Genomic DNA, 21,131 nt, shown 5'->3' on the forward strand with positions numbered 1-21,131 from the left:
GAAGATGGCGCCTGGCCCTTATCAGGCCCAGTGATAGCCCTTTACACTTCCCGTTTGTCGGCGCCCCTCGATTCCTTGCGAGCGGTGGTATTGGGCTGTTTTTGATTGGGAAGCCGTAATGATTGGCATAAAAAGCATTGCGAGCTACGTTCCTGTAGCCGGCGTGGACAATTACGCACAGGGTGCGAAATTCGAAAAGGATGAAGAGTTCATCCTGGGCAAGATCGGTTCGGCCTTCTTGCCACGCAAGGATGACGGGCAGGAAACCTCGGACCTGTGTGTAGAAGCGGCCAATGCGCTGTTTGCCAACAATCCCGGACTGAAGCGCGAATCTGTCGATGTACTGATCGTCGTCACCCAGAACGGTGACGAAGAAGGTTTGCCTCACACGGCGGCCATTGTTCAGGACAAGCTCGGCTTGCCGACCACCGTGGCGGCGTTTGATATCTCCCTGGGCTGTTCGGGTTATGTCTATGGCATCTACGCCATCAAGGGCTTCATGGAAGCTGCCGGCCTGAAAAATGGCCTGCTGATAACGGCCGATCCGTATTCGAAAATCGTCGATCCGGAAGACCGCAACACCACGATGTTGTTTGGCGACGCCGCCACCGCGACCTGGATGGGTGAAGAGGCGCCTTGGCAGCTGGGCAAGGCCAAGTTCGGCACCGACGGTTCCGGCGCGCCGCACCTGAAGGTCAGCGACGGCGTGTTCTTCATGAACGGCCGCCAGGTGTTCAACTTCGCCTTGCTCAAGGTGCCGGCCCATCTGCATGAGTTGCTCGCCGATTCCGATCTGCAGGCCAGCGACATTGATGCGTTCTGCATTCACCAGGGCAGTGCGGCGATTGTCGATGCCGTGGCGCGGCGTTTCGAGGGTGAGCCGGAAAAGTTCATCAAGGACATGGTCGAGACCGGGAACACCGTGTCGTCGAGCATTCCGTTACTGCTGGAAAAACACGTGCTCGATTCCGATTGGACGCGCGTGGCATTAAGTGGTTTTGGCGTGGGCCTGTCCTGGGGCTCGGCGATCATCTATCGCCCGTAAACCACTAAAACCCGGGCACAAAAATAGCGTCCAAGGTGTAACCTTGAACGCTATTTTTTTGCCTGATGCAAAAGCGAGATGCCATGAGCGAGTTCTTTGAACACAACCTCCAGGTGATCCAGCAGCGTTGGCCTGCCCTGGCCGAGCACCTGTTGCTGGAGGATGTTGGTGCGTTGCAGGCGGATCTGGTCGAGGGGCTTGGTTCGACCCTGAGCATCAATGGCATTCAGTTGACCAGCCGCCATGACCGTCTCGCCGAGGCAGACCTGCAAGCCGCCAGCCTGCCGCTGGACGCTGCCATTGTGCATGTTTATGGCACTGGGCTGGGGGATCTGCAAGGCCGGCTGTTGGAGCGGGTAGGGCTCGCGAAACTGTACGTGCATGTCCTCAACGGTTCGGTGTTCGCCTTGGTGTTGCAGCTGCTGGATCAATCGCCATGGCTCGCCGATCCACGGGTCGAACTGCTTTATGCGGGGGACCTTGCCGAGATCCAGTCGCCATTTTTTGCGTTGCCTGCCGAGCTGGTGTTAGCCGATGACTTCAACGCGAAAATTCGTGATCGATTGATGAGTGAAACCCACCTGGCGTTCAACAACCGTGAATTCCACCCTGAGGCACCGCAAATCATCGAGCGCCTGCAAGCCACTTTCGGCCTGGTGCAAGCAGATCGTGATGTTACCGAACTGTTCAACTCCCTAGATGGACGGGAAGCGTTTGTCATTGCCACCGGCCCTAGTCTTGAGCAGCACTTCGAGGCGCTGCGCGGCCTGAACGACCAACCTGGGCGTCCCTTGCTGGTTTGTGTCGATACGGCCTACCGACCGTTGATCAACCACGGCATCCGACCGGATATTGTGGTCAGCATCGATCAACGTATCTCGACGCAACATCTCCCGTCGCAAAACACGGGCGCCATTTCGCTGGTCTACATGCCAATGGCTGACCCCGTGATGCTCGGCGCCTGGCAGGGGCCTCGGTATTGCGCTTACTCCTCCAGTCCGATTTATGGATCGTTGCGTCAACAATCGCGTCGAGGCGAACTGCATGTGGGCGGCAGCGTGATTCATCCGGCGGTGGACCTGGCGGTAAAAATGGGAGCGGCACACATCACTCTGTTCGGGGCCGATTTCGCCTTCCCTAATGACAAGACCCATGCCGGCTGGGGGGATGGCGACCTCGGGCCGCAACTGGGCGCGGCAAAACACTGGGTGCTGGATGGTCATGGCCAGCGGGTCAAGACCCAGCTCAACTTTCGCAGCTATCTGTGTGAACTGGAGCGTTTTATCGCCAACCATCCCCAGGTGCGTTTCTATAACAGCAGTCGGGATGGGGCGATGATCGTGGGCACTGTTTTTCATCCGGAGTTTGTGCGATGACCGGGCTTGAAACTGTGGTTGTTGATGCCCGTGAGTGCGCGCGCTTGTTTCGTCTGGGGTGCGATGTCGAGGCAGGGCTGGCGATGGTGGCGATGATCGAAGCGGCACAGGCTTTTATCGAGCTTATGCCTGGCGACCTCCAATCATCGTGGAGCGGGTTGCTCACGTTGATGTTCAACGATCAACAGGGCCAGAACTGGCTTTCGCTGGCTGATTATCTTGAGTACGAGTTGGTTGATCTGTTGACCGCTGGTCAGGCGATTTAAGTCGTTGGCCTGTTGATCGTTGCCATCTTCCGATCAGGTTCCGATTGCGGCAGTTCCCTGGCGTCATTTTTTTACCCTGCGGGTGTTGCCAAGTCCTTGATTTATGAGGGGTGGCACCCTGATGGCAAAATTTTTGAAAAAACCGCTAAAGCAAGTTCCGATTACGACGATAACTATTACGAAGGTTCTCTAGGCCACACCCGGCGGTTGCCAGGGCCGGAAGCCGCAGTACCCAACCAACGAGGAATTCGTCATGGCTTTAACAGTAAACACCAACGTCACATCGTTGAACGTTCAGAAGAACCTGAACCGGGCTTCCGATGCTCTCTCCACTTCGATGACCCGTCTGTCTTCCGGCCTGAAAATCAACAGCGCCAAAGATGACGCCGCCGGCCTGCAGATCGCTACCCGTATGACTTCGCAAATCCGCGGTCAGACTGTTGCGATCAAAAACGCCAACGACGGTATCTCCATCGCTCAGACCGCTGAAGGCGCTCTGCAGGAATCCACCAACATCCTGCAGCGTATGCGTGAACTGGCTGTCCAGGCTCGAAACGACTCCAACGGTACTGCTGACCGTGTGGCTCTGAACAAAGAATTTGCTCAGATGTCGGACGAACTGACTCGTATCGCTGATTCGACCAACCTGAACGGCAAGAATCTGATCGACGGTTCCGCTGGCACCATGACCTTCCAGGTCGGTTCCAACACCGGTGCTACCAACCAGATTACCCTGACTCTGGATAGCGGCTTCGACGCTGCAACCCTGAGTGTTGACTCTGGTGCCATCGCCATCACCGGTAACAGCAGTGCCACTGCAGAAGCCAGCACCTCTGCTGCAATCGACGCAATCGACGCTGCACTGGCAACCATCAACGCCAGCCGTGCTGACCTCGGTGCTGCACAAAACCGTCTGACCAGCACCATCTCCAACCTGCAAAACGTCAACGAAAACGCTGCTGCTGCATTGGGTCGCGTACAAGACACCGACTTCGCTGCTGAAACTGCCCAGCTGACCAAGCAGCAGACTCTGCAACAGGCTTCCACTTCGGTTCTGGCCCAGGCCAACCAGTTGCCATCCGCTGTACTGAAGCTGCTTCAGTAATAGCTGGATGAGTTTTAGCGGGGGAGTGCGCTTGCGTACTCTCTCGCTTTTTCCGTTCAAGAGGTGATGGACATGGATATGAGCGTGAAGCTGAACTTGTCTTATCCAGCTGCGAAGCCGGCGACGACATTTGCCGAAAAATCAGCGGAGAAGCCTCGAGCCGATGCTGCCGAAGTGGTACCGGTCAAGGATAAGCCCAAAGACGCCGTGGCCGAGCAAGAGAAGCTGAAGAAGGCGGTTCAGGAAATCGAAACCTTCGTTCAGTCGGTCAAGCGCAACCTGGAGTTCTCAATCGATGAGCCTTCAGGCAAAGTGGTTGTCAAAGTGATTGCCAGTGGTTCCGGTGAAGTGATTCGCCAGATCCCTAATGAAGAAGTGCTTAAACTGGCGAACAGTTTGAATGATGCAAGCAGCCTGTTGTTCAGCGCACAAGCCTGACAGCTGGCACGAATTTTGTTGTTTGGTTCTTTTGAGCGTTGTAAAGGTCAAAAGGCCGGCGGCACACTGAAGGGAGTCCCACATGGCAAGTCCAATTCTACCTGGCTTGGGTTTAGGCTCTGGCCTTGATACCGGTGCTATCGTCAAGGCATTGGTGGATTCTGACAAAGCAGCCAAGCAAGGTCAGATTGACCGTGCCACCAAGACCAATGCGGCCAATATTTCGGGGATCGGCACCCTGAAGTCGCTGCTGGCTACCTTCCAATCTGCGCTTGAAAGCCTGGGCAGCACGACCACGCCCCAATTTACTGGGGTCGCTGCTACTTCGGCCAACACCAGTGCGTTGACGGTGACAGCCGGAAATTCGGCAGTTAGTGGCACTTACTCGGTAAATGTCACTCAGTTGGCGACGTCATCAAAAGTCGCTACCGCCGCATTCGCGGGTGGCACCTCCAGTGCCGTAGAGGCGGGCACGCTGACCATCAGCCAAAGTGGCACCGATTACACGCTTGATATCCCAGCTGACGCGACGCTGCAGTCGGTTCGGGATGCGATCAATAGCAAATATTCCTCCAGTGGTTTGACCGCCAACATCGTCACGGACAACTTTGGTTCCCGTTTAGTGGTGGGGTCGACGAAAACCGGCGCTGGCAGTGATATCTCGCTCAGCGGAATTGCCAGCCTGGCCGCCGACGGTTCTACGGAGATGGGGACGCCCAGCGCAACTTCTTCGGGTTCAATCGGCCTCGCTAAAGACGCAATTTTTACTGTTGATGGGCTGTCAATGACCAGTCCAACCAACAAGCTGGATAATGTTATTTCGGGCTTGAACATGACATTACTCGTCGCCGGCTCCGGTCCGACAACTGTCACCGTTGCCGCCAACACCGACGGCCTGAAAGCTTCGATCCAGAAATTCGTCGATGCTTATAATGCCATTGCCAAGGCAGTAACATCGTTGACGAAGCCTTCGACGGATGCTGATGGTAATTCCGTTCCTGCAGCGTTGACCGGCGACTCATTGCCACGCTCGCTTTTGGCCGCGATTCGCGCGCCGTTGTCCGAAACCGGTGCCGGCGATAAGCTGACCGTGTTGTCCCAATTGGGAATTACGACCAACCAGACGACTGGCGCCCTGGATTTTGACAGTGCAAAATTCGCAACTGCCGTGAACGAAAAGCAGTTGGGTGGGGAAATCCAGACCCTGTTCACCGGGGAAAATGGCCTGATCGAGCGCATGCAGAATGCACTCAATCCCTACACGGAGACCAGTAAGAAGGACTCCAATGGAAAGTCCGTCGATAACATCCTTACGGCGCGATCCAAGAACCTGGAAATTCTTAAGGCGAAACTGAGTGAAGACCAGTTGGCCTTGGACCGCCGCATCGAAACCCTCACCGCCGTACTGACCAAAAAGTACAACGACATGGACACTCTGGTTGGCAGGCTTAAAGCCACCGCCAGCAACATCACCTCCATGTTCGAAGCGTTGACGGCACAACAGAAAAACAGCTGATCTTCGACCGATGCAAAAGGCCCGGCAACGTTTTGACAGCGTTCCGGGCTTTCGGCTTTTCGACCTAAAGTTTTTTGACGCAGCGTCGATACGCTGTTTATACGAACCGAAGTTTTTTGATGAGGTAGAACATGAATCCGATGTTAGCCCTTCGCCAATACCAGAAGATTGGCGCCCAGGCGCAAACCTCCGAAGCAAGTCCCCATCGTCTGGTGCAGATGCTGATGGAGGGCGGGCTGGATCGCATTGCCCAGGCCAAGGGTGCAATGGAGCGTAAGGATATCGCCAACAAAGGCGTACTGATCAGCAAGGCCATCGGCATTATCGGCGGTTTGCGTGAAGGCCTGGACCTGGAAAACCAGGCCGAATCGGTAACCGAGCTGGATAACCTCTATACCTACATGATGAAGCGCCTGGCCGAAGCCAACGCCAAGACTGATCCGAAGATCCTCGACGAAGTCGCCGATCTGCTTGGCACGGTCAAGGAAGGTTGGGATGCCATCGCTGTACCGGGTCCGCAATTCTAAGGAGTACGCTCATGAGTCTTGTCTTGCAGCGAATCGAACAAACCCGTGATGCCCTGGTCGATGCCCTGGCCGAGCGTAATTGGGAGGCAATCGGCCAGTTGGACCTGGCTTGCCGTTCCTGCATGGAAGACGTCCTGAGCGAGTCTGAGGTGGACGAGGCGGCGTTGCGCAATAATCTTGAGGAATTGCTGGGGGTGTATCGGCAGTTGCTGGAGGCGGCGACGGGGGAGCGTCAGGCGATCGTCGACGAGATGCAGCAGATCCATCAAGCACAGAGCGCCGCAAAGGTTTACCATCTGTTCGGTTAATGCTCAGTTAATGAGAGCCCGTTGCGCCATAAATTTGACTGTGCACGGTTTTTTGACTTAACTAGTAGCTGTTTACAGATTTAAGGCGTCTACAGGCATGACAAGTCTGCAAGCGTCTAGCTTGCCCCCTAATTTCGGGCATTGGGTTGACTAGGGAAGTTGCTATTGCATGTGGCGTGAAACCAAAATTCTCCTGATTGATGACGATAGCGTCCGCCGCCGCGACCTGGCGGTGATCCTGAATTTTCTTGGCGAAGAAAATTTACCCTGCGGAAGCCATGACTGGCAGCAGGCTGTCGGCTCATTGTCGTCCAGTCGTGAAGTCATTTGTGTCCTTATCGGGACCGTAAATGCTCCCGCATCGCTTTTGGGCTTGCTAAAGACACTCTCAACCTGGGATGAGTTCCTTCCGGTTTTGTTAATGGGCGAAAATTCTTCCCTTGACTTGCCTGAAGACCAGCGTCGCCGAGTACTTTCCACGCTCGAAATGCCGCCCAGCTACAGCAAGCTGCTTGATTCGCTGCACCGCGCGCAGGTTTATCGCGAGATGTACGACCAGGCCCGCGAGCGCGGCAGGCATCGTGAACCCAACCTTTTTCGCAGTCTCGTCGGCACCAGCCGGGCGATCCAGCACGTGCGCCAGATGATGCAGCAGGTCGCCGATACCGACGCCAGCGTGCTGATCCTGGGCGAGTCGGGCACCGGCAAGGAAGTGGTTGCGCGCAACCTGCATTACCATTCCAAGCGCCGCGAAGCGCCGTTCGTGCCAGTCAACTGTGGCGCGATCCCGGCCGAGTTGCTGGAGAGCGAGCTGTTTGGCCATGAGAAGGGCGCCTTCACCGGTGCGATCACCAGCCGTGCCGGGCGTTTCGAGTTGGCTAACGGCGGTACGCTGTTTCTCGATGAAATCGGCGACATGCCATTGCCCATGCAGGTCAAGCTGTTGCGGGTCCTGCAGGAGCGCACCTTCGAACGCGTGGGCAGCAACAAGACCCAGAGCGTCGATGTGCGGATCATTGCCGCCACGCACAAGAACCTCGAGAGCATGATCGAGGTTGGCAGTTTCCGCGAAGACCTCTACTACCGCCTCAACGTTTTCCCTATCGAAATGGCGCCACTGCGTGAGCGCGTCGAAGATATTCCGTTGTTGATGAACGAACTGATCTCGCGCATGGAGCACGAAAAGCGCGGTTCGATCCGCTTCAACTCGGCGGCGATCATGTCCCTGTGCCGCCACGGCTGGCCGGGCAACGTCCGTGAGCTGGCCAACCTGGTGGAACGCATGGCGATCATGCACCCATACGGGGTGATCGGCGTGAATGAATTGCCGAAGAAATTCCGCTACGTCGACGACGAAGACGAGCAGATGGTCGACAGCCTGCGCAGCGATCTGGAAGAGCGGGTGGCGATCAACGGCCATACGCCGGACTTCACCGCCAATGCCTTGTTGCCGCCTGAGGGCCTGGATCTCAAGGATTACCTGGGAGGCCTGGAACAAGGGCTGATCCAGCAGGCGCTGGACGATGCCAACGGCATCGTGGCCCGCGCGGCAGAACGCCTGCGCATCCGTCGCACCACCCTCGTGGAGAAGATGCGCAAGTACGGCATGAGCCGTCGCGAAGGAGATGAACAGGCGGATGATTGACGCCTGTTTTCCAACCGCCTGATTTTCAGGCGGTTTTTTTTCGGCACGGGTATTGCTATAGCCCTCGCAACGTTCCGTTTAACTGACGGTCAGCCAAGCGAGAGAGCACGATGACCCAAGCCGCCCAGATGTCTCCTGTCCCTGAATCGGGACACATGCCGTCCGCCGAACAGGCAAGTCGGCTTGGACTTGAGCAGGCATTTTCGCTGTTCAACCAGATGTCCAGTCAACTGACTGATTCCTACAGCCTGCTCGAAGCCCGAGTCACCGAGCTCAAGGGTGAGCTGGCCGTGGTCAGCGCCCAGCGCATGCAGGAACTGGCGGAAAAGGAACGCCTGGCTAATCGTCTGCAAAACCTCCTCGACCTGTTGCCCGGTGGCGTTATCGTCATCGACGCCCACGGCCGTGTGCGCGAAGCCAACCCGGCGGCTTGCGAGTTGCTCGGCCTGCCGTTGGAAGGTGAGCTGTGGCGGCATGTCATCGCCCGCTGCTTTGCGCCCCGGGAAGACGACGGTCATGAAGTGTCCCTCAAGGACGGTCGTCGCCTGTCCATCTCGACGCGCTCGCTGGATGCCGAGCCGGGGCAGTTGGTGCTGCTCAATGACTTGACTGAAACCCGTCACCTGCAAGACCAGTTGGCTCGCCATGAGCGCCTGTCTTCGCTGGGGCGGATGGTGGCGTCGTTGGCTCATCAGATTCGTACGCCGCTTTCTGCCGCGCTGCTCTATGCCAGTCATCTGACTGAGCAGCAATTGCCGATGCAAACCCAGCAACGGTTCGCCGGACGCTTGAAAGAACGCCTGCACGAACTGGAGCACCAGGTGCGCGACATGCTGGTATTCGCTCGCGGCGAGCTGCCGTTGACCGACCGCGTGACTCCCAAGGCCTTGCTGCAGTCACTGCAGGCCGCGGCGTTGACCCATGTGCAGGAACTGCCGATCCGCTGGCAGTGCGATAGCCACGTCGGTGAGGTGTTGTGCAACCGCGACACTTTGGTGGGCGCGGTGTTGAACCTCATCGAAAACGCGATCCAGGCCAGTGGCGGTGACGTCCGGCTGAAAGTGCACTTATATACACGCGACCACACCTTGCGCTTGTGTGTCAGCGACAGCGGCAGCGGTATCGAGCCGGCCGTTCTGGTGCGCCTGGGCGAGCCATTCTTCACCACCAAGACCACTGGCACCGGCCTGGGCCTGACCGTGGTCAAGGCTGTGGCGCGTGCCCATCAGGGAGAATTGCAACTGCGCTCGCGGTTGGGCCGTGGCACCTGTGCGACGGTGTGCTTGCCGCTGTTTTCCAATGCGCCAGGGGTGGAGTGAAAGCCATGGCGATCAAGGTGTTGCTGGTTGAAGATGACCGGGCCTTGCGCGAGGCGCTGGCCGATACGCTGGTGCTCGCCGGGCACGACTACGCCGCCGTCGGTTCGGCGGAAGAAGCGCTGCTGGCAGTGGGCCGCGAAGCATTCAGCCTGGTGGTCAGTGACGTCAATATGCCGGGCATGGATGGCCATCAATTGCTCGGCCTGCTGCGCGCCCGTCAGCCGCAACTGCCGGTTTTGCTGATGACCGCTCACGGCGCCGTCGAGCGCGCGGTGGATGCCATGCGCCAGGGTGCGGCGGATTACCTGGTCAAACCGTTCGAGCCAAAAGCACTGCTGGACCTGGTCGCGCGCCATGCCTTGGGCAGTCTCGCGGTCGAGGGCGAAGGGCCGGTGGCCATCGAGCCGGCCAGTGCACAACTGCTGGAATTGGCCGCGCGGGTAGCACGCAGCGATTCAACCGTGTTGATTTCCGGCGAGTCCGGTACGGGCAAGGAAGTGCTGGCGCGCTACATCCATCAACAGTCCCGGCGCGCCAGCGAACCGTTCATCGCCATCAATTGCGCGGCGATTCCCGACAACATGCTCGAGGCGACACTGTTCGGTCATGAAAAGGGCTCGTTCACCGGGGCCATCGCCGCCCAGGCCGGTAAGTTCGAACAGGCCGACGGCGGTACGATCCTGCTGGATGAAATTTCAGAAATGCCGATGGGCTTGCAGGCCAAATTGCTGCGGGTATTGCAGGAGCGGGAAGTGGAGCGAGTCGGTGCGCGCAAGCCCATCAGCCTGGATATCCGCGTGGTGGCAACCACCAACCGTGATCTGGCTGGCGAAGTGGCGGCGGGGCGGTTTCGTGAGGACCTCTATTACCGCCTGTCGGTCTTCCCGCTGGCCTGGCGTCCGTTGCGCGAGCGCACCGCCGATATCCTGCCGCTGGCTGAGCGTCTGCTGAACAAACACGTCAATAAAATGAAGCATGCTGCCGCCCGGCTTTCAGCCGATGCCCGGGCCTGCCTGATCGCCTACCCGTGGCCGGGCAATGTCCGGGAGCTCGATAACGCCATCCAGCGGGCCTTGATCCTGCAGCAGGGCGGCTTGATCCAGCCGGAGGATTTCTGCCTGGCGGGCCCGGTGGCGTGCGCGCCATTGCCTGCACTGTCGCCGGTACCAGCTGCGGCCTTTGCCCCTCCGGTGGAAGTGGAGGGCGAGTCGGCCGGTGCCTTGGGCGACGACCTGCGTCGTCGCGAGTTCCAGATGATCATCGACACCCTGCGCGCCGAACGCGGTCGCCGCAAGGAGGCGGCCGAACGCCTGGGGATCAGCCCGCGCACCCTGCGCTACAAGCTGGCGCAAATGCGCGACGCTGGCATGGACGTCGAGGCTTATCTGTTCGCCAGTTGAATGATGTGCACCGAATATCCCTTGTGGGAGCGGGCTTGCTCGCGAAAGCGATTTGCCAGTCACCGTTGCATTGACTGAACCACCGCTTTCGCGAGCAAGCCCGCTCCCACATGTATTTGTTTTTTGCGGCCATGGAGCTGGCACCCTTGTTGCTAATACCTGAATACCCGCTGAGTAAGTGTCAAAAAAATGCGGGCCGCCAGAGAGAGTAGACCATGAGCCAAGGTATTGAATTTAATCGGTTGATGTTGGACATGCGGGCCATGCAAATGGACGCCATGGCCCAGCCTAAATCGGTCGCGGTCCCCCAGGTGGGTGGCAGCAGCTTTTCCGACATGCTCGGTCAGGCCGTCAATAAAGTGAACGATACCCAGCAGGCGTCGAACCAGTTGGCCAGTGCTTTCGAGATTGGCAAAAGTGGCGTCGACCTGACGGACGTAATGATCTCCTCGCAGAAAGCCAGTGTCTCGTTTCAGGCGTTGACCCAGGTTCGCAACAAACTGGTTCAAGCCTACCAAGACATCATGCAGATGCCGGTTTAAAGGAAATTATTGAGTCATGGCAGAAGCAGCCGTTGATAACGTTCCGGCCAAGGCCACTCCGGTAGACGGCAAACCGCCGCTGTTCGGTCTGTCCTTCCTGGAAAATCTCTCCGAGATGACCATGCTGCGTCAGGTGGGCCTGTTGGTCGGCCTGGCTGCCAGCGTGGCGATTGGTTTTGCCGTGGTGCTGTGGTCCCAGCAGCCGGACTACCGGCCGCTGTATGGCAGTCTGGCGGGTATGGACGCCAAGCAAGTCATGGAAACGCTGGCTTCCGCCGACATTCCTTATACCGTCGAACCCAATTCCGGCGCCTTGCTGGTCAAGGCCGATGACGTTGCCCGTGCGCGCCTCAAGCTCGCCGCAGCTGGCGTGACACCTACCGATGGCAACATCGGTTTCGAGATCCTCGACAAGGACCAGGGCCTGGGTACCAGCCAGTTCATGGAAGCGACCCGTTATCGTCGCGGCCTGGAAGGTGAGCTGGCGCGAACCATTTCCAGCCTGAACAACGTCAAGGGCGCCCGCGTGCACCTGGCGATTCCGAAAAGCTCGGTGTTTGTGCGCGATGAGCGCAAGCCCAGCGCTTCGGTATTGGTCGAGCTGTATTCGGGCCGCTCCCTGGAGCCAGGCCAGGTCGTTGCCATCGTCAATCTGGTGGCGACCAGCGTACCTGAGCTGAGCAAATCGCAGATCACAGTGGTCGACCAGAAAGGCAACCTGTTGTCCGATCAGGCGGAAAACTCCGCGCTGACCATGGCCGGCAAGCAATTCGATTACAGCCGTCGCATGGAAAGCATGCTGACCCAGCGGGTGCACAACATCCTGCAACCGATCCTGGGTAACGATCGCTACAAGGCCGAAGTGTCGGCCGATGTCGACTTCAGTGCCGTCGAGTCCACTTCCGAGCAGTTCAACCCCGACCAGCCGGCACTGCGTAGCGAGCAGTCGGTCAATGAACAACGTACCGCCAGCAATGGCCCGCAAGGCGTACCGGGTGCCCTGAGCAACCAGCCGCCGTCGCCAGCCAGCGCACCGCAGACCACCGGTGGCGCCACGGCGGCCGCCGGCATGGTGCAGCCAGGCCAGCCGCTGATCGATGCCAATGGCCAGCAGATCATGGACCCGGCCACCGGCCAGCCGATGCTGGCGCCGTACCCGGCCGACAAGCGTCAGCAGTCGACCAAGAACTTCGAGCTTGATCGTTCCATCAGCCACACCAAGCAACAACAGGGTCGTTTGAATCGCCTGTCGGTCGCCGTGGTGGTGGACGATCAGGTCAAGATCAACCCGGCCAACGGCGAAACCAGTCGTGCACCATGGAGCGCCGACGAATTGGCGCGCTTTACTCGCCTGGTGCAGGACGCCGTCGGTTTCGACGCCAGCCGCGGCGACAGCGTCAGCGTGATCAACGTGCCGTTCTCCCAAGAGCGCGGTGAAGTGGTCGCCGATATTCCGTTTTATTCGCAACCCTGGTTCTGGGATGTGGTCAAGCAAGTACTGGGTGTGCTGTTTATCCTGGTGCTGGTGTTTGGCGTGCTGCGCCCGGTGCTCAACAACATCACCGGTGGCGGCAAGAGCAAGCAATTGGCAGGCTTGGGTGATGTCGAGCTGGGAGGCATGGGCGGCCTGGATGGCGAATTGGCCAACGATCGCGTCAGCCTCGGCGGGCCGCAGAGTATTCTGCTGCCAAGCCCGAGCGAAGGCTATGACGCTCAGTTGAACGCCATCAAGAGTCTGGTGGCAGAAGATCCGGGTCGTGTGGCCCAGGTCGTGAAAGAGTGGATTAACGCAGATGAGTGATAATCGAGCCGCTGTTGCCAAATTGTCCCGGGTCGACAAAGCTGCGATCCTGCTGCTGTCCCTGGGTTCGACCGACGCTGCCCAAGTGCTGCGCCACATGGGGCCCAAGGAGGTCCAGCGTGTGGGCGTGGCCATGGCACAAATGGGCAACGTGCACCGTGAGCAGGTCGAGCAGGTGATGAGTGAGTTCGTCGACATCGTCGGCGATCAGACCAGCCTGGGCGTCGGCTCCGACGACTACGTGCGCAAGATGCTCACCCAGGCACTGGGTGAGGACAAGGCCAACGGCCTCATCGACCGGATCCTGCTGGGCGGCAACACCAGCGGCCTGGACAGCCTCAAGTGGATGGAACCGCGGGCCGTTGCCGACGTGATTCGCTACGAGCACCCGCAGATCCAGGCGATCGTGGTGGCTTACCTCGACCCGGACCAGGCCGGTGAAGTGTTGGGCAACTTCGACCACAAGGTGCGCCTGGACATCATCCTGCGGGTGTCTTCGCTCAACACCGTGCAGCCGGCGGCCCTGAAAGAATTGAACCAGATTCTCGAGAAGCAGTTCTCGGGCAACTCCAATGCCTCGCGCACCACCTTGGGTGGCATCAAGCGCGCGGCGGACATCATGAACTTCCTCGACAGCTCGATCGAAGGTCAGTTGATGGACTCGATCCGCGAGTTCGACGAAGACCTGTCCGGTCAGATCGAAGACCTTATGTTCGTGTTCAACAACCTGTCCGATGTCGACGATCGTGGCATCCAGGCGCTGTTGCGCGAAGTGTCGTCCGACGTGCTGGTACTGGCCCTCAAGGGGTCGGACGAAGGCGTCAAGGAAAAGATCTTCAAGAACATGTCCAAGCGGGCGGCCGAACTGTTGCGCGACGATCTCGAGGCCAAGGGCCCGGTACGCGTCAGCGACGTGGAAACTGCACAGAAGGAAATCCTCACCATCGCCCGCCGCATGGCCGAAGCCGGGGAGATCGTTCTCGGTGGCAAGGGCGGCGAAGAGATGATCTAAGGTCGTTATGTCTGCCAAGAGTGATGAAGCACCCAGCGACCTGATCCGCGCCCGCGACGTCGGTGGTTTCGACGTCTGGTCGCTGCCCAGCTTCGACCCCCATGTTCCCGAGCCTGAGCCCGAACCGGTGGAAGAGCTCCCGGAACCGGAGGAAGTGCCGCTGGAAGAAGTCCAGCCGCTGACCCTCGAGGAAGTCGAGAGCATTCGCCAGGAAGCCTATAACGAAGGCTTTGCCGTGGGTGAAAAGGAAGGTTTCCACAGCACCACGCTCAAGGTCCGTCAGGAAGCCGATGTGGCGCTGACGGCCAAGCTCCGTGCGCTGGAATCGCTGATGCTCAACCTGTTCGATCCCATCGCCGAGCAGGACACCCAGATCGAGAAGTCCCTGCTGGGGCTGGTGCAGCACATCGCCCGGCAAGTGATCCAGCGCGAACTGGCCATCGATTCGACTCAGATCGAACATGTCATGCGCGAGGCGCTCAAGTTGTTGCCATTGGGCGTGGGTAACGTGCGGCTGTACATCAATCCCCAGGACTTCGAGCTGGTCAAGGCCCTGCGCGAGCGCCATGAGGAAACCTGGCGCATCGTCGAGGACGCTTCGCTGCTGCCCGGCGGCTGCCGTGTGGAAACCGAGCACAGCCGCATCGACGCCACCGTTGAAACCCGCATCAGCCAGATCATGGCCAAATTGTTCGACCAGTTGCACGAACAGGCCCTGCACCCGGCCGCTCCCGACCTGAGCCTGGAGTTACCGGACGAACCCCTGGTGGGTGCTGATGCAGCGCCGGCCGATGCAGGGTTGGATGCTGGGTTGGATGTGCCTGAATTGGATGCTTCTGCGCTGGACAGTCGCGATGCGCCTTGAGCGAACCAGCTTCGGCAAGCGCCTGGGCAGCTACGCCGAGGCCAGCGAGCTGGCCGGCCAACCGATCCTGGAAGGCCGTCTGTTGCGCATGGTCGGCCTGACCCTCGAAGCCGAAGGCCTGCGTGCCGCCATGGGCAGTCGCTGCATGGTGATCAACGACGACAGCTATCACCCGGTGCAGGTCGAAGCCGAAGTCATGGGCTTCTCCGGCAGCAAGGTCTTCTTGATGCCAGTGGGCAGCGTTGCAGGCATTGCCCCGGGAGCGCGCGTGGTGCCCCTGGCTGACACCGGTCGGCTGCCCATGGGCATGGGCATGCTCGGACGCGTTCTGGACGGGGCCGGGCGGGCCCTGGACGGCAAGGGCGGCATGAAGGCTGAAGACTGGGTGCCGATGGACGGCCCGACGATCAACCCCCTCAAGCGCGACCCCATCAGCGTACCGTTGGACGTGGGTATCCGCTGCATCAACGGTTTATTGACGGTCGGACGCGGCCAGCGCCTGGGCCTGTTTGCCGGTACTGGGGTGGGCAAGAGTGTGCTGCTGGGCATGATGACCCGCTTCACCGAAGCCGACATCATCGTGGTGGGGCTGATCGGCGAGCGGGGGCGCGAGGTCAAGGAATTCATCGAGCACATTCTCGGTGAGGAAGGACTTAAGCGTTCGGTCGTGGTGGCGTCCCCTGCGGACGATGCGCCATTGATGCGCCTGCGGGCAGCGATGTACTGCACGCGCATTGCCGAGTACTTCCGCGACAAGGGCAAGAACGTCCTGTTGCTGATGGATTCGCTGACCCGTTTCGCCCAGGCCCAGCGGGAAATTGCCCTGGCCATCGGCGAGCCGCCGGCCACCAAGGGTTATCCGCCTTCGGTATTCGCCAAGTTGCCGAAACTGGTGGAGCGCGCCGGCAACGCGGAAAAGGGCGGTGGTTCGATCACCGCGTTCTATACCGTGCTGTCCGAAGGCGATGACCAACAGGACCCCATCGCCGACTCGGCCCGGGGTGTACTCGACGGGCACATCGTGCTGTCCAGGCGCCTGGCCGAGGAAGGGCATTACCCGGCCATCGACATCGAGGCGTCCATCAGTCGGGTCATGCCGTCGGTGATCAGTGCCGAGCACATGAAGCGGGCCCAGCAGTTCAAGCAGTACTGGTCGCGCTACCAGCAAAGCCGCGACCTGATCAGCGTCGGCGCCTATGTCCCTGGCGGTGACCGCGAGACCGACACCGCTATCAACCTTTACCCCGCCATGGCCGTCTACCTGCGCCAGAGCCTGAACGACAACATCGGCATGGGCGCCAGCGAAGCGCACTTGCAGACTATTTTCGCCCCGGTCTCAGGCACGTAACCGGCCATGGCCACGAGTCGTGCGGCGCGCCTGGCGCCAGTGGTGGACATGGCCGAAAAGGCCGAGAAGACCGCCGTCCAGCGACTGGCGTATTTCCAGGGCCAGGTCAAAGTCGCCGAAAGCAAACTGGCCGATCTCGAAAACTTTCGGCTCGAATACCAGGAGCAGTGGATCGCCCGTGGCGCCCACGGGGTTTCCGGACAGTGGTTGTTGGGTTACCAAGGATTCCTTGCGCAGTTGGGTACCGCTATCGACCAGCAGCGCCAGAGCCTGGTCTGGCACCAGAACAACCTGGAGAAGGCCCGCCAGAGCTGGCAAGAGGCATTTGCCCGGGTCGAAGGGCTGCGCAAACTGGTGCAGCGTTATATTGATGAGGCTCGGCAACTGGAAGACAGGCGCGAACAGAAACTGCTCGATGAATTGTCCCAACGCCTGCCACGTCAGAATCCCTATTGATGTGAAGCCTGGATTCTGTCGGATGAATGAGGCAATACCTTGCTCAGACCTTTACCAGATGCTACACCTTGTACACGTATGTCCATGACAAGGAAGCCGATCATGTCAGTTGTTACCGAAGTATCCCCCGATGGGCATAAGCTGACGATCTCGATCAAAGGTCGATTCGATTTCGGACGGCATCAGGAGTTTCGCGAGTCCTATGAACGGCTCAACAAGAAACCCGACTCCATCGTGGTGGATTTGAAAGAAGCCACTTATCTCGATAGTTCCGCCTTGGGCATGCTCCTGCTGTTGCGTGACCATGCCGGTGGCGACGCGTCAGATATCCGGGTCGTCAACAGCAGCAGTGACGTCAAGAAAATCCTCGCGATCTCCAATTTCGACAAGCTGTTCGACATCAGTTGATCGCCATGCAATCGTCGTCGGAGTCGCTGACGGTCCTGATTGCCGAAGACAGTGCCGCTGATCGACTGCTGTTGTCGACCATTGTCCGCCGCCAGGGGCATCATGTGCTTACTGCGGCCGATGGCGCCGAAGCGGTCGACGTCTATCTGGAGCAACGTCCGCACCTGGTGCTGATGGACGCGATGATGCCGGTGATGGACGGCTTCGAAGCCGCGCAGAAAATCAAGCAGTTGGCCGGGGACCAGTTGGTCCCGATCATTTTCCTCACCTCGTTGACTGAGGGCGAAGCCCTGGCCCGTTGCGTGGAAGCGGGCGGCGACGATTTCCTGGCCAAGCCTTACAACCAAGTGATCCTGGCGGCCAAGATCAAGGCCATGGACCGCTTGCGTCGGTTGCAGGCCACGGTGGTGGAGCAGCGCGACCAGATTGCTCGGCACCACGACTACCTGCTCAACGAGCAACGGGTCGCCAAGGCCGTGTTCGACAAGATCGCCCACTCCGGCTGCCTGAGCGCGCCGAACATCCGTTACTTGCAATCGCCTTATGCCCTGTTCAACGGTGATCTGCTGTTGGCAGCGTTCAACCCGGCCGGCGACATGCACGTCTTGCTGGGGGATTTCACTGGCCACGGTTTGCCAGCGGCGGTCGGCGCGATGCCGCTGGCGGAAGTGTTCTACGGGATGACCGCCAAGGGCTACGGCTTGGCGCAGATCCTGCGAGAGATGAATGCCAAGCTCAAACGCATCCTGCCCGTGGACATGTTCTGCTGCGCGACGTTGTTATGCCTGAGCTTCCAGCGTTGCACGGTAGAAGTCTGGAACGGCGGCATGCCCGATGGATACCTGCATGACAGCCTCAGCGGCGTGCGTACGCCATTGCCGGCGCGGCACCTGCCGTTGGGCGTGCTCACCCCTCAATTGTTCGATGACCGCACCGAAGTACATCCCATGTCGCTGGGTGACCGGGTGTTCCTGTTGTCCGATGGCGTGATCGATACCACCAACGAAGACGAGCAATTGTTTGGTGTGGAGCGGCTGCAGCAGGTGTTCGCAGCCAACCGTGAACCCGACCTGCTGTTTGAAGATATCCAGCAGGCCCTGCGAGATTTTCGCGGTGAGTCGCGGGATGATTTCAGCATGGTCGAGTTACGACTGGTTGCGCCGACGCAACTCAACCCGCCGCCACCGGTCTATTCCGATAGCGGCCAGTCCAGCCCGCTGGATTGGTCGGTGAGCTTCGAGTTCCGGGCGCAGACACTCAAGCGCTTCAACCCGATGCCCTACCTGCTGCAATTGCTACTGGAGGTCCATGGGCTCAGGGCGCAGAGTGGCGCCCTTTACAGCGTCATGTCGGAGCTGTATTCCAATGCCCTGGATCATGGGGTGCTGGGTCTGGACTCGAGCCTCAAGCGTGATGCGGCGGGTTTTGCCCACTACTACCGCGAGCGCAATACGCGCCTGGATGAGCTCAACGACGGCTATGTGCGGGTGCACTTGCATGTCTCGCCAGGCGGCGAGGGTGGTCGCCTGGTCATAGAGGTCGATGACAGTGGTGAGGGCTTTGATGTCGACAGGGTGCTGGCGCGTCCTGTGGACTGTGAGCGATTGTCGGGACGCGGCGTGAGCCTGGTGCGTCAATTGAGCCACCAAGCCAGTTGGTCAGACGATGGTCGTAGTGCGCGTGTGGAGTTTTTCTGGGAGGCTCCGGCATAATCGGGGGCCATTCTTGATCAGGGAGCGAACAAGTGAACGAGATTCATCTGGACCGCGACGTGCTCAGCACGTTGAAGGAAGTCATGGAGGAGGGGTATCTGGAATTGCTGGATACGTTTCTCAATGACTCGGAGGCTCGCTTGCGCGTGCTGCATGAGGCAAGCGACGCTGAAAAACTCAGCGCCACGGCTCACAGCTTCAAGGGCAGCAGCAGCAACATGGGCGCTATCCGCCTGGCCGAGCTATGTGGCGAACTGGAACAGCGTGCCAAGCAGCCGTCATTGGGCGGTATCGAGAAACTGGTCAGCGAAATCGACAGCGAATTTGCTTGTGTTCGCAAGCTTTGCAGGGAAGAGCGCGAAGGCTTCCACTGCTGAGATTGGACGATCGGGCAGACATTGGCCCGCGCCTTGCATTGCCTAGTCTCGACTGTACCTATGATTCCAGTGCAGCGGAGACTTTATTTATGCCTGTTACCCCCAATACACTGCTTCAGGCCTCTGTCCGGGCCAAGCCTCAGGCCGCCGTCAATTCACCGGCAGCGGCCCCCGATCTCGGGGATAGAGCCTCCAGCTTCGCTCAAGTCTTCGCCAAGCAGGCGCCTGCCAAGGCAGCGCTAGCCCCTGAGCCAGCGATGAAGTCGGTGCGCGACAACGCTTCCAGCGACACCGTCAAAAAAGACACCGGCAACCAAACCCCTGCCGCCTCGGAGTCGACGGTTGCCGATAGCGGCAAACCCTTGCCCGCGGACAAGCCGGCCAGCGCCGACGACAAGACTGGCAGCGACGACAAGGCTGACTCGGCAGAAACGCCTGTGGCGGATGCTGCACCTGTCGATCCGAGCCTTGATCCAGGACTGCAGCCGGACATGACGGTGCCGGTCGCGACAGCCCCGGCGGAACCGGCCCCTGCGGTGGTCACGACTGAAGCTCAGCCAGCCACCGCGGTGGCAGCCCCGCTTGCATCACTGGCGACGCCGGCCCAGGCTGCGGCCCCAGTAGACGATCCGGCCTTTGACCCTCAAGCCGACCCTCTCGACGCATTGCCAGCGTTGCGCTTGGCGATGGAGCAGGGCGGTCATGTTTCCGCCGCTAGCCAGGCCCAACCCAAGGGGGCTGCCCCGGCGTCACCCGACGGTGAGCCGACTTCGGCGCAGACCTTCGCCGCCGGCATGGCGAGCATGCTTACCGTGCAGGCCGACCAGAACAGTACCGAGTCCGGCAGCCAGGGCGGCGACAAGGCATTCGGTGGCTTGATCAGCGAAGGCCTCAAGGACCTGGGCGCCGCTTCCAGTGACACTCGCGTGGACGATTTCGCCAACCGCCTGGCTGCACTGACCCAGGCTGCTACGCCCAAGACCGCCAACGCGGTGCCGGTCAACCAACCTATCGCGATGAATCAGAGCGGCTGGACCGAAGAGGTGGTCAACCGGGTGATGTACCTGTCCAGCGTCAATCTGAAGGCGGCCGATATCCAACTGCAACCCGCCGAACTCGGGCGCTTGGATATCCGGGTGAACATGGTTCCGGACCAGCAGACCCAGGTCACGTTCATGAGCGCTCACTCCGGCGTTCGCGAAGCCCTCGAAGGCCAGTTGCATCGGTTGCGGGACAGTTTCGCCCAGCAGGGCATGGGCCAGGTCGACGTCAGTGTGTCTGATCAATCCCGTGGTTCGCAGAACCAGGGGCAGCAGGCCCAGCAACAAGCCCAGGCTGGACGCACCACGTCGTCGGGTGGACGAGTGGATGCGGTAGATGAACACCTGCCGGCCAGCGTCGCGGAAGTGGCGGCCAGCACCACCAGCGTCATTGGCAGCAGCGCGGTCGACTACTACGCCTGATCAAGCGACGTTTTCCCTTGTGGGAGCGGGCTTGCTCGCGAAGGCGGTGTGTCAGTTCACGATTATGTCGACTGATACACCGCCTTCGCGAGCAAGCCCGCTCCCACATCGGTTTATGGCATCTGAAGATTACATCTGACGCCGTCCTTCCTCTTCTGGCATAACACTTGCTCCAGCCTTGCCGTGCAACAGTGAAAACCCC

The 21,131-nt window shown here is 59.6% G+C and carries 21 protein-coding genes; all 21 read left to right on the forward strand.

Annotated elements, in window-relative coordinates; genetic code table 11:
• Nucleotides 1-118 precede the first annotated feature (118 nt).
• The 21 genes from GFU70_RS07720 to GFU70_RS07820 all read left to right on the forward strand — a co-directional run bounded on the left by GFU70_RS07720 (nt 119) and on the right by GFU70_RS07820 (nt 20,929).
• Nucleotides 119-1,045 (forward strand): ketoacyl-ACP synthase III, encoded by a 927-nt coding sequence (locus GFU70_RS07720; protein WP_058542247.1) that lies wholly within the window; start codon nt 119-121, stop codon nt 1,043-1,045.
• Nucleotides 1,046-1,128: 83 nt separating this feature from the next.
• Nucleotides 1,129-2,421, forward strand: a complete 1,293-nt coding sequence (locus GFU70_RS07725) for a motility associated factor glycosyltransferase family protein (RefSeq protein WP_116642936.1) — start codon at nt 1,129-1,131, stop codon at nt 2,419-2,421.
• On the forward strand, nt 2,418-2,687 hold the full coding sequence (locus tag GFU70_RS07730; protein WP_116642935.1) for a hypothetical protein: 270 nt from the start codon (nt 2,418-2,420) through the stop codon (nt 2,685-2,687). Before GFU70_RS07725 ends, GFU70_RS07730 begins: the two co-directional genes overlap by 4 nt.
• A gap of 253 nt (nt 2,688-2,940) precedes the next feature.
• Nucleotides 2,941-3,792, forward strand: coding sequence for a flagellin domain-containing protein (locus GFU70_RS07735; protein ID WP_058542250.1), 852 nt, complete (start codon nt 2,941-2,943; stop codon nt 3,790-3,792).
• A gap of 72 nt (nt 3,793-3,864) precedes the next feature.
• Complete coding sequence (locus tag GFU70_RS07740) at nt 3,865-4,230, forward strand: flagellar protein FlaG (protein WP_058542251.1); 366 nt, start codon at nt 3,865-3,867, stop codon at nt 4,228-4,230.
• Between the two features lie 82 nt (nt 4,231-4,312).
• Nucleotides 4,313-5,746, forward strand: coding sequence for a flagellar filament capping protein FliD (gene fliD / locus GFU70_RS07745; protein WP_058542252.1), 1,434 nt, complete (start codon nt 4,313-4,315; stop codon nt 5,744-5,746).
• Between the two features lie 131 nt (nt 5,747-5,877).
• Entirely contained in the window at nt 5,878-6,273 is a 396-nt protein-coding gene (gene fliS, locus GFU70_RS07750) for a flagellar export chaperone FliS (protein WP_014337156.1), read from the forward strand.
• 11 nt (nt 6,274-6,284) lie between these two features.
• Nucleotides 6,285-6,581 carry a flagellar protein FliT gene (locus GFU70_RS07755; RefSeq protein ID WP_092331770.1) on the forward strand — a complete coding sequence of 99 codons (297 nt, stop codon included), beginning with the start codon at nt 6,285-6,287 and terminating at the stop codon, nt 6,579-6,581.
• A 169-nt stretch (nt 6,582-6,750) separates the two neighbouring features.
• Nucleotides 6,751-8,226 (forward strand): sigma-54 dependent transcriptional regulator, encoded by a 1,476-nt coding sequence (locus GFU70_RS07760; protein ID WP_058542254.1) that lies wholly within the window; start codon nt 6,751-6,753, stop codon nt 8,224-8,226.
• Nucleotides 8,227-8,336: 110 nt separating this feature from the next.
• Nucleotides 8,337-9,545 carry an ATP-binding protein gene (locus tag GFU70_RS07765; RefSeq protein WP_153387818.1) on the forward strand — a complete coding sequence of 403 codons (1,209 nt, stop codon included), beginning with the start codon at nt 8,337-8,339 and terminating at the stop codon, nt 9,543-9,545.
• Nucleotides 9,546-9,550: 5 nt separating this feature from the next.
• The gene (fleR, locus tag GFU70_RS07770) at nt 9,551-10,945 is read left to right on the forward strand and encodes a sigma-54-dependent response regulator transcription factor FleR (protein WP_058542256.1); all 1,395 of its coding nucleotides are present in this window, start codon (nt 9,551-9,553) and stop codon (nt 10,943-10,945) included.
• 215 nt (nt 10,946-11,160) lie between these two features.
• Nucleotides 11,161-11,487 carry a flagellar hook-basal body complex protein FliE gene (fliE, locus tag GFU70_RS07775; protein WP_003199082.1) on the forward strand — a complete coding sequence of 109 codons (327 nt, stop codon included), beginning with the start codon at nt 11,161-11,163 and terminating at the stop codon, nt 11,485-11,487.
• A 16-nt stretch (nt 11,488-11,503) separates the two neighbouring features.
• The gene (gene fliF / locus GFU70_RS07780) at nt 11,504-13,288 is read left to right on the forward strand and encodes a flagellar basal-body MS-ring/collar protein FliF (RefSeq protein ID WP_058543556.1); all 1,785 of its coding nucleotides are present in this window, start codon (nt 11,504-11,506) and stop codon (nt 13,286-13,288) included.
• A complete protein-coding gene (gene fliG, locus GFU70_RS07785; protein ID WP_003199086.1) occupies nt 13,281-14,300 on the forward strand; it encodes a flagellar motor switch protein FliG in 1,020 nt (339 codons plus the stop codon). Before fliF ends, fliG begins: the two co-directional genes overlap by 8 nt.
• Nucleotides 14,301-14,307: 7 nt before the next feature.
• Nucleotides 14,308-15,165 (forward strand): flagellar assembly protein FliH, encoded by an 858-nt coding sequence (fliH, locus tag GFU70_RS07790; RefSeq protein WP_058543555.1) that lies wholly within the window; start codon nt 14,308-14,310, stop codon nt 15,163-15,165.
• Complete coding sequence (gene fliI / locus GFU70_RS07795) at nt 15,155-16,513, forward strand: flagellar protein export ATPase FliI (protein ID WP_058543554.1); 1,359 nt, start codon at nt 15,155-15,157, stop codon at nt 16,511-16,513. Before fliH ends, fliI begins: the two co-directional genes overlap by 11 nt.
• A gap of 6 nt (nt 16,514-16,519) precedes the next feature.
• On the forward strand, nt 16,520-16,969 hold the full coding sequence (gene fliJ, locus GFU70_RS07800; protein ID WP_058543553.1) for a flagellar export protein FliJ: 450 nt from the start codon (nt 16,520-16,522) through the stop codon (nt 16,967-16,969).
• Nucleotides 16,970-17,071: 102 nt separating this feature from the next.
• The gene (locus GFU70_RS07805; protein WP_058543552.1) at nt 17,072-17,377 is read left to right on the forward strand and encodes an STAS domain-containing protein; all 306 of its coding nucleotides are present in this window, start codon (nt 17,072-17,074) and stop codon (nt 17,375-17,377) included.
• A gap of 5 nt (nt 17,378-17,382) precedes the next feature.
• Nucleotides 17,383-19,089, forward strand: coding sequence for a fused response regulator/phosphatase (locus tag GFU70_RS07810; protein WP_153387819.1), 1,707 nt, complete (start codon nt 17,383-17,385; stop codon nt 19,087-19,089).
• A gap of 32 nt (nt 19,090-19,121) precedes the next feature.
• Nucleotides 19,122-19,466 carry an Hpt domain-containing protein gene (locus GFU70_RS07815; RefSeq protein WP_153387820.1) on the forward strand — a complete coding sequence of 115 codons (345 nt, stop codon included), beginning with the start codon at nt 19,122-19,124 and terminating at the stop codon, nt 19,464-19,466.
• Between the two features lie 89 nt (nt 19,467-19,555).
• Nucleotides 19,556-20,929, forward strand: a complete 1,374-nt coding sequence (locus tag GFU70_RS07820; RefSeq protein ID WP_153387821.1) for a flagellar hook-length control protein FliK — start codon at nt 19,556-19,558, stop codon at nt 20,927-20,929.
• The last annotated feature ends 202 nt before the right edge of the window (nt 20,930-21,131 follow it).

This window comes from Pseudomonas brassicacearum, assembly GCF_009601685.2.
Lineage (GTDB): Bacteria > Pseudomonadota > Gammaproteobacteria > Pseudomonadales > Pseudomonadaceae > Aquipseudomonas > Aquipseudomonas kilonensis_B.

Coding starts and splice junctions, on each gene's coding strand:
- GFU70_RS07725 (WP_116642936.1), top strand. CDS start 1,129: ATGAGCGAGTTCTTTGAACACAACCTCCAGGTGATCCAGCAGCGTTGG.
- fliD (WP_058542252.1), top strand. CDS start 4,313: ATGGCAAGTCCAATTCTACCTGGCTTGGGTTTAGGCTCTGGCCTTGAT.
- GFU70_RS07805 (WP_058543552.1), top strand. CDS start 17,072: ATGTCAGTTGTTACCGAAGTATCCCCCGATGGGCATAAGCTGACGATC.
- GFU70_RS07740 (WP_058542251.1), top strand. CDS start 3,865: ATGGATATGAGCGTGAAGCTGAACTTGTCTTATCCAGCTGCGAAGCCG.
- GFU70_RS07755 (WP_092331770.1), top strand. CDS start 6,285: ATGAGTCTTGTCTTGCAGCGAATCGAACAAACCCGTGATGCCCTGGTC.
- GFU70_RS07735 (WP_058542250.1), top strand. CDS start 2,941: ATGGCTTTAACAGTAAACACCAACGTCACATCGTTGAACGTTCAGAAG.
- GFU70_RS07720 (WP_058542247.1), top strand. CDS start 119: ATGATTGGCATAAAAAGCATTGCGAGCTACGTTCCTGTAGCCGGCGTG.
- GFU70_RS07765 (WP_153387818.1), top strand. CDS start 8,337: ATGACCCAAGCCGCCCAGATGTCTCCTGTCCCTGAATCGGGACACATG.
- fliI (WP_058543554.1), top strand. CDS start 15,155: ATGCGCCTTGAGCGAACCAGCTTCGGCAAGCGCCTGGGCAGCTACGCC.
- fliS (WP_014337156.1), top strand. CDS start 5,878: ATGAATCCGATGTTAGCCCTTCGCCAATACCAGAAGATTGGCGCCCAG.
- GFU70_RS07760 (WP_058542254.1), top strand. CDS start 6,751: ATGTGGCGTGAAACCAAAATTCTCCTGATTGATGACGATAGCGTCCGC.
- fliG (WP_003199086.1), top strand. CDS start 13,281: ATGAGTGATAATCGAGCCGCTGTTGCCAAATTGTCCCGGGTCGACAAA.
- fliH (WP_058543555.1), top strand. CDS start 14,308: ATGTCTGCCAAGAGTGATGAAGCACCCAGCGACCTGATCCGCGCCCGC.
- fliJ (WP_058543553.1), top strand. CDS start 16,520: ATGGCCACGAGTCGTGCGGCGCGCCTGGCGCCAGTGGTGGACATGGCC.
- fliE (WP_003199082.1), top strand. CDS start 11,161: ATGAGCCAAGGTATTGAATTTAATCGGTTGATGTTGGACATGCGGGCC.
- fliF (WP_058543556.1), top strand. CDS start 11,504: ATGGCAGAAGCAGCCGTTGATAACGTTCCGGCCAAGGCCACTCCGGTA.
- fleR (WP_058542256.1), top strand. CDS start 9,551: ATGGCGATCAAGGTGTTGCTGGTTGAAGATGACCGGGCCTTGCGCGAG.
- GFU70_RS07820 (WP_153387821.1), top strand. CDS start 19,556: ATGCCTGTTACCCCCAATACACTGCTTCAGGCCTCTGTCCGGGCCAAG.
- GFU70_RS07730 (WP_116642935.1), top strand. CDS start 2,418: ATGACCGGGCTTGAAACTGTGGTTGTTGATGCCCGTGAGTGCGCGCGC.
- GFU70_RS07810 (WP_153387819.1), top strand. CDS start 17,383: ATGCAATCGTCGTCGGAGTCGCTGACGGTCCTGATTGCCGAAGACAGT.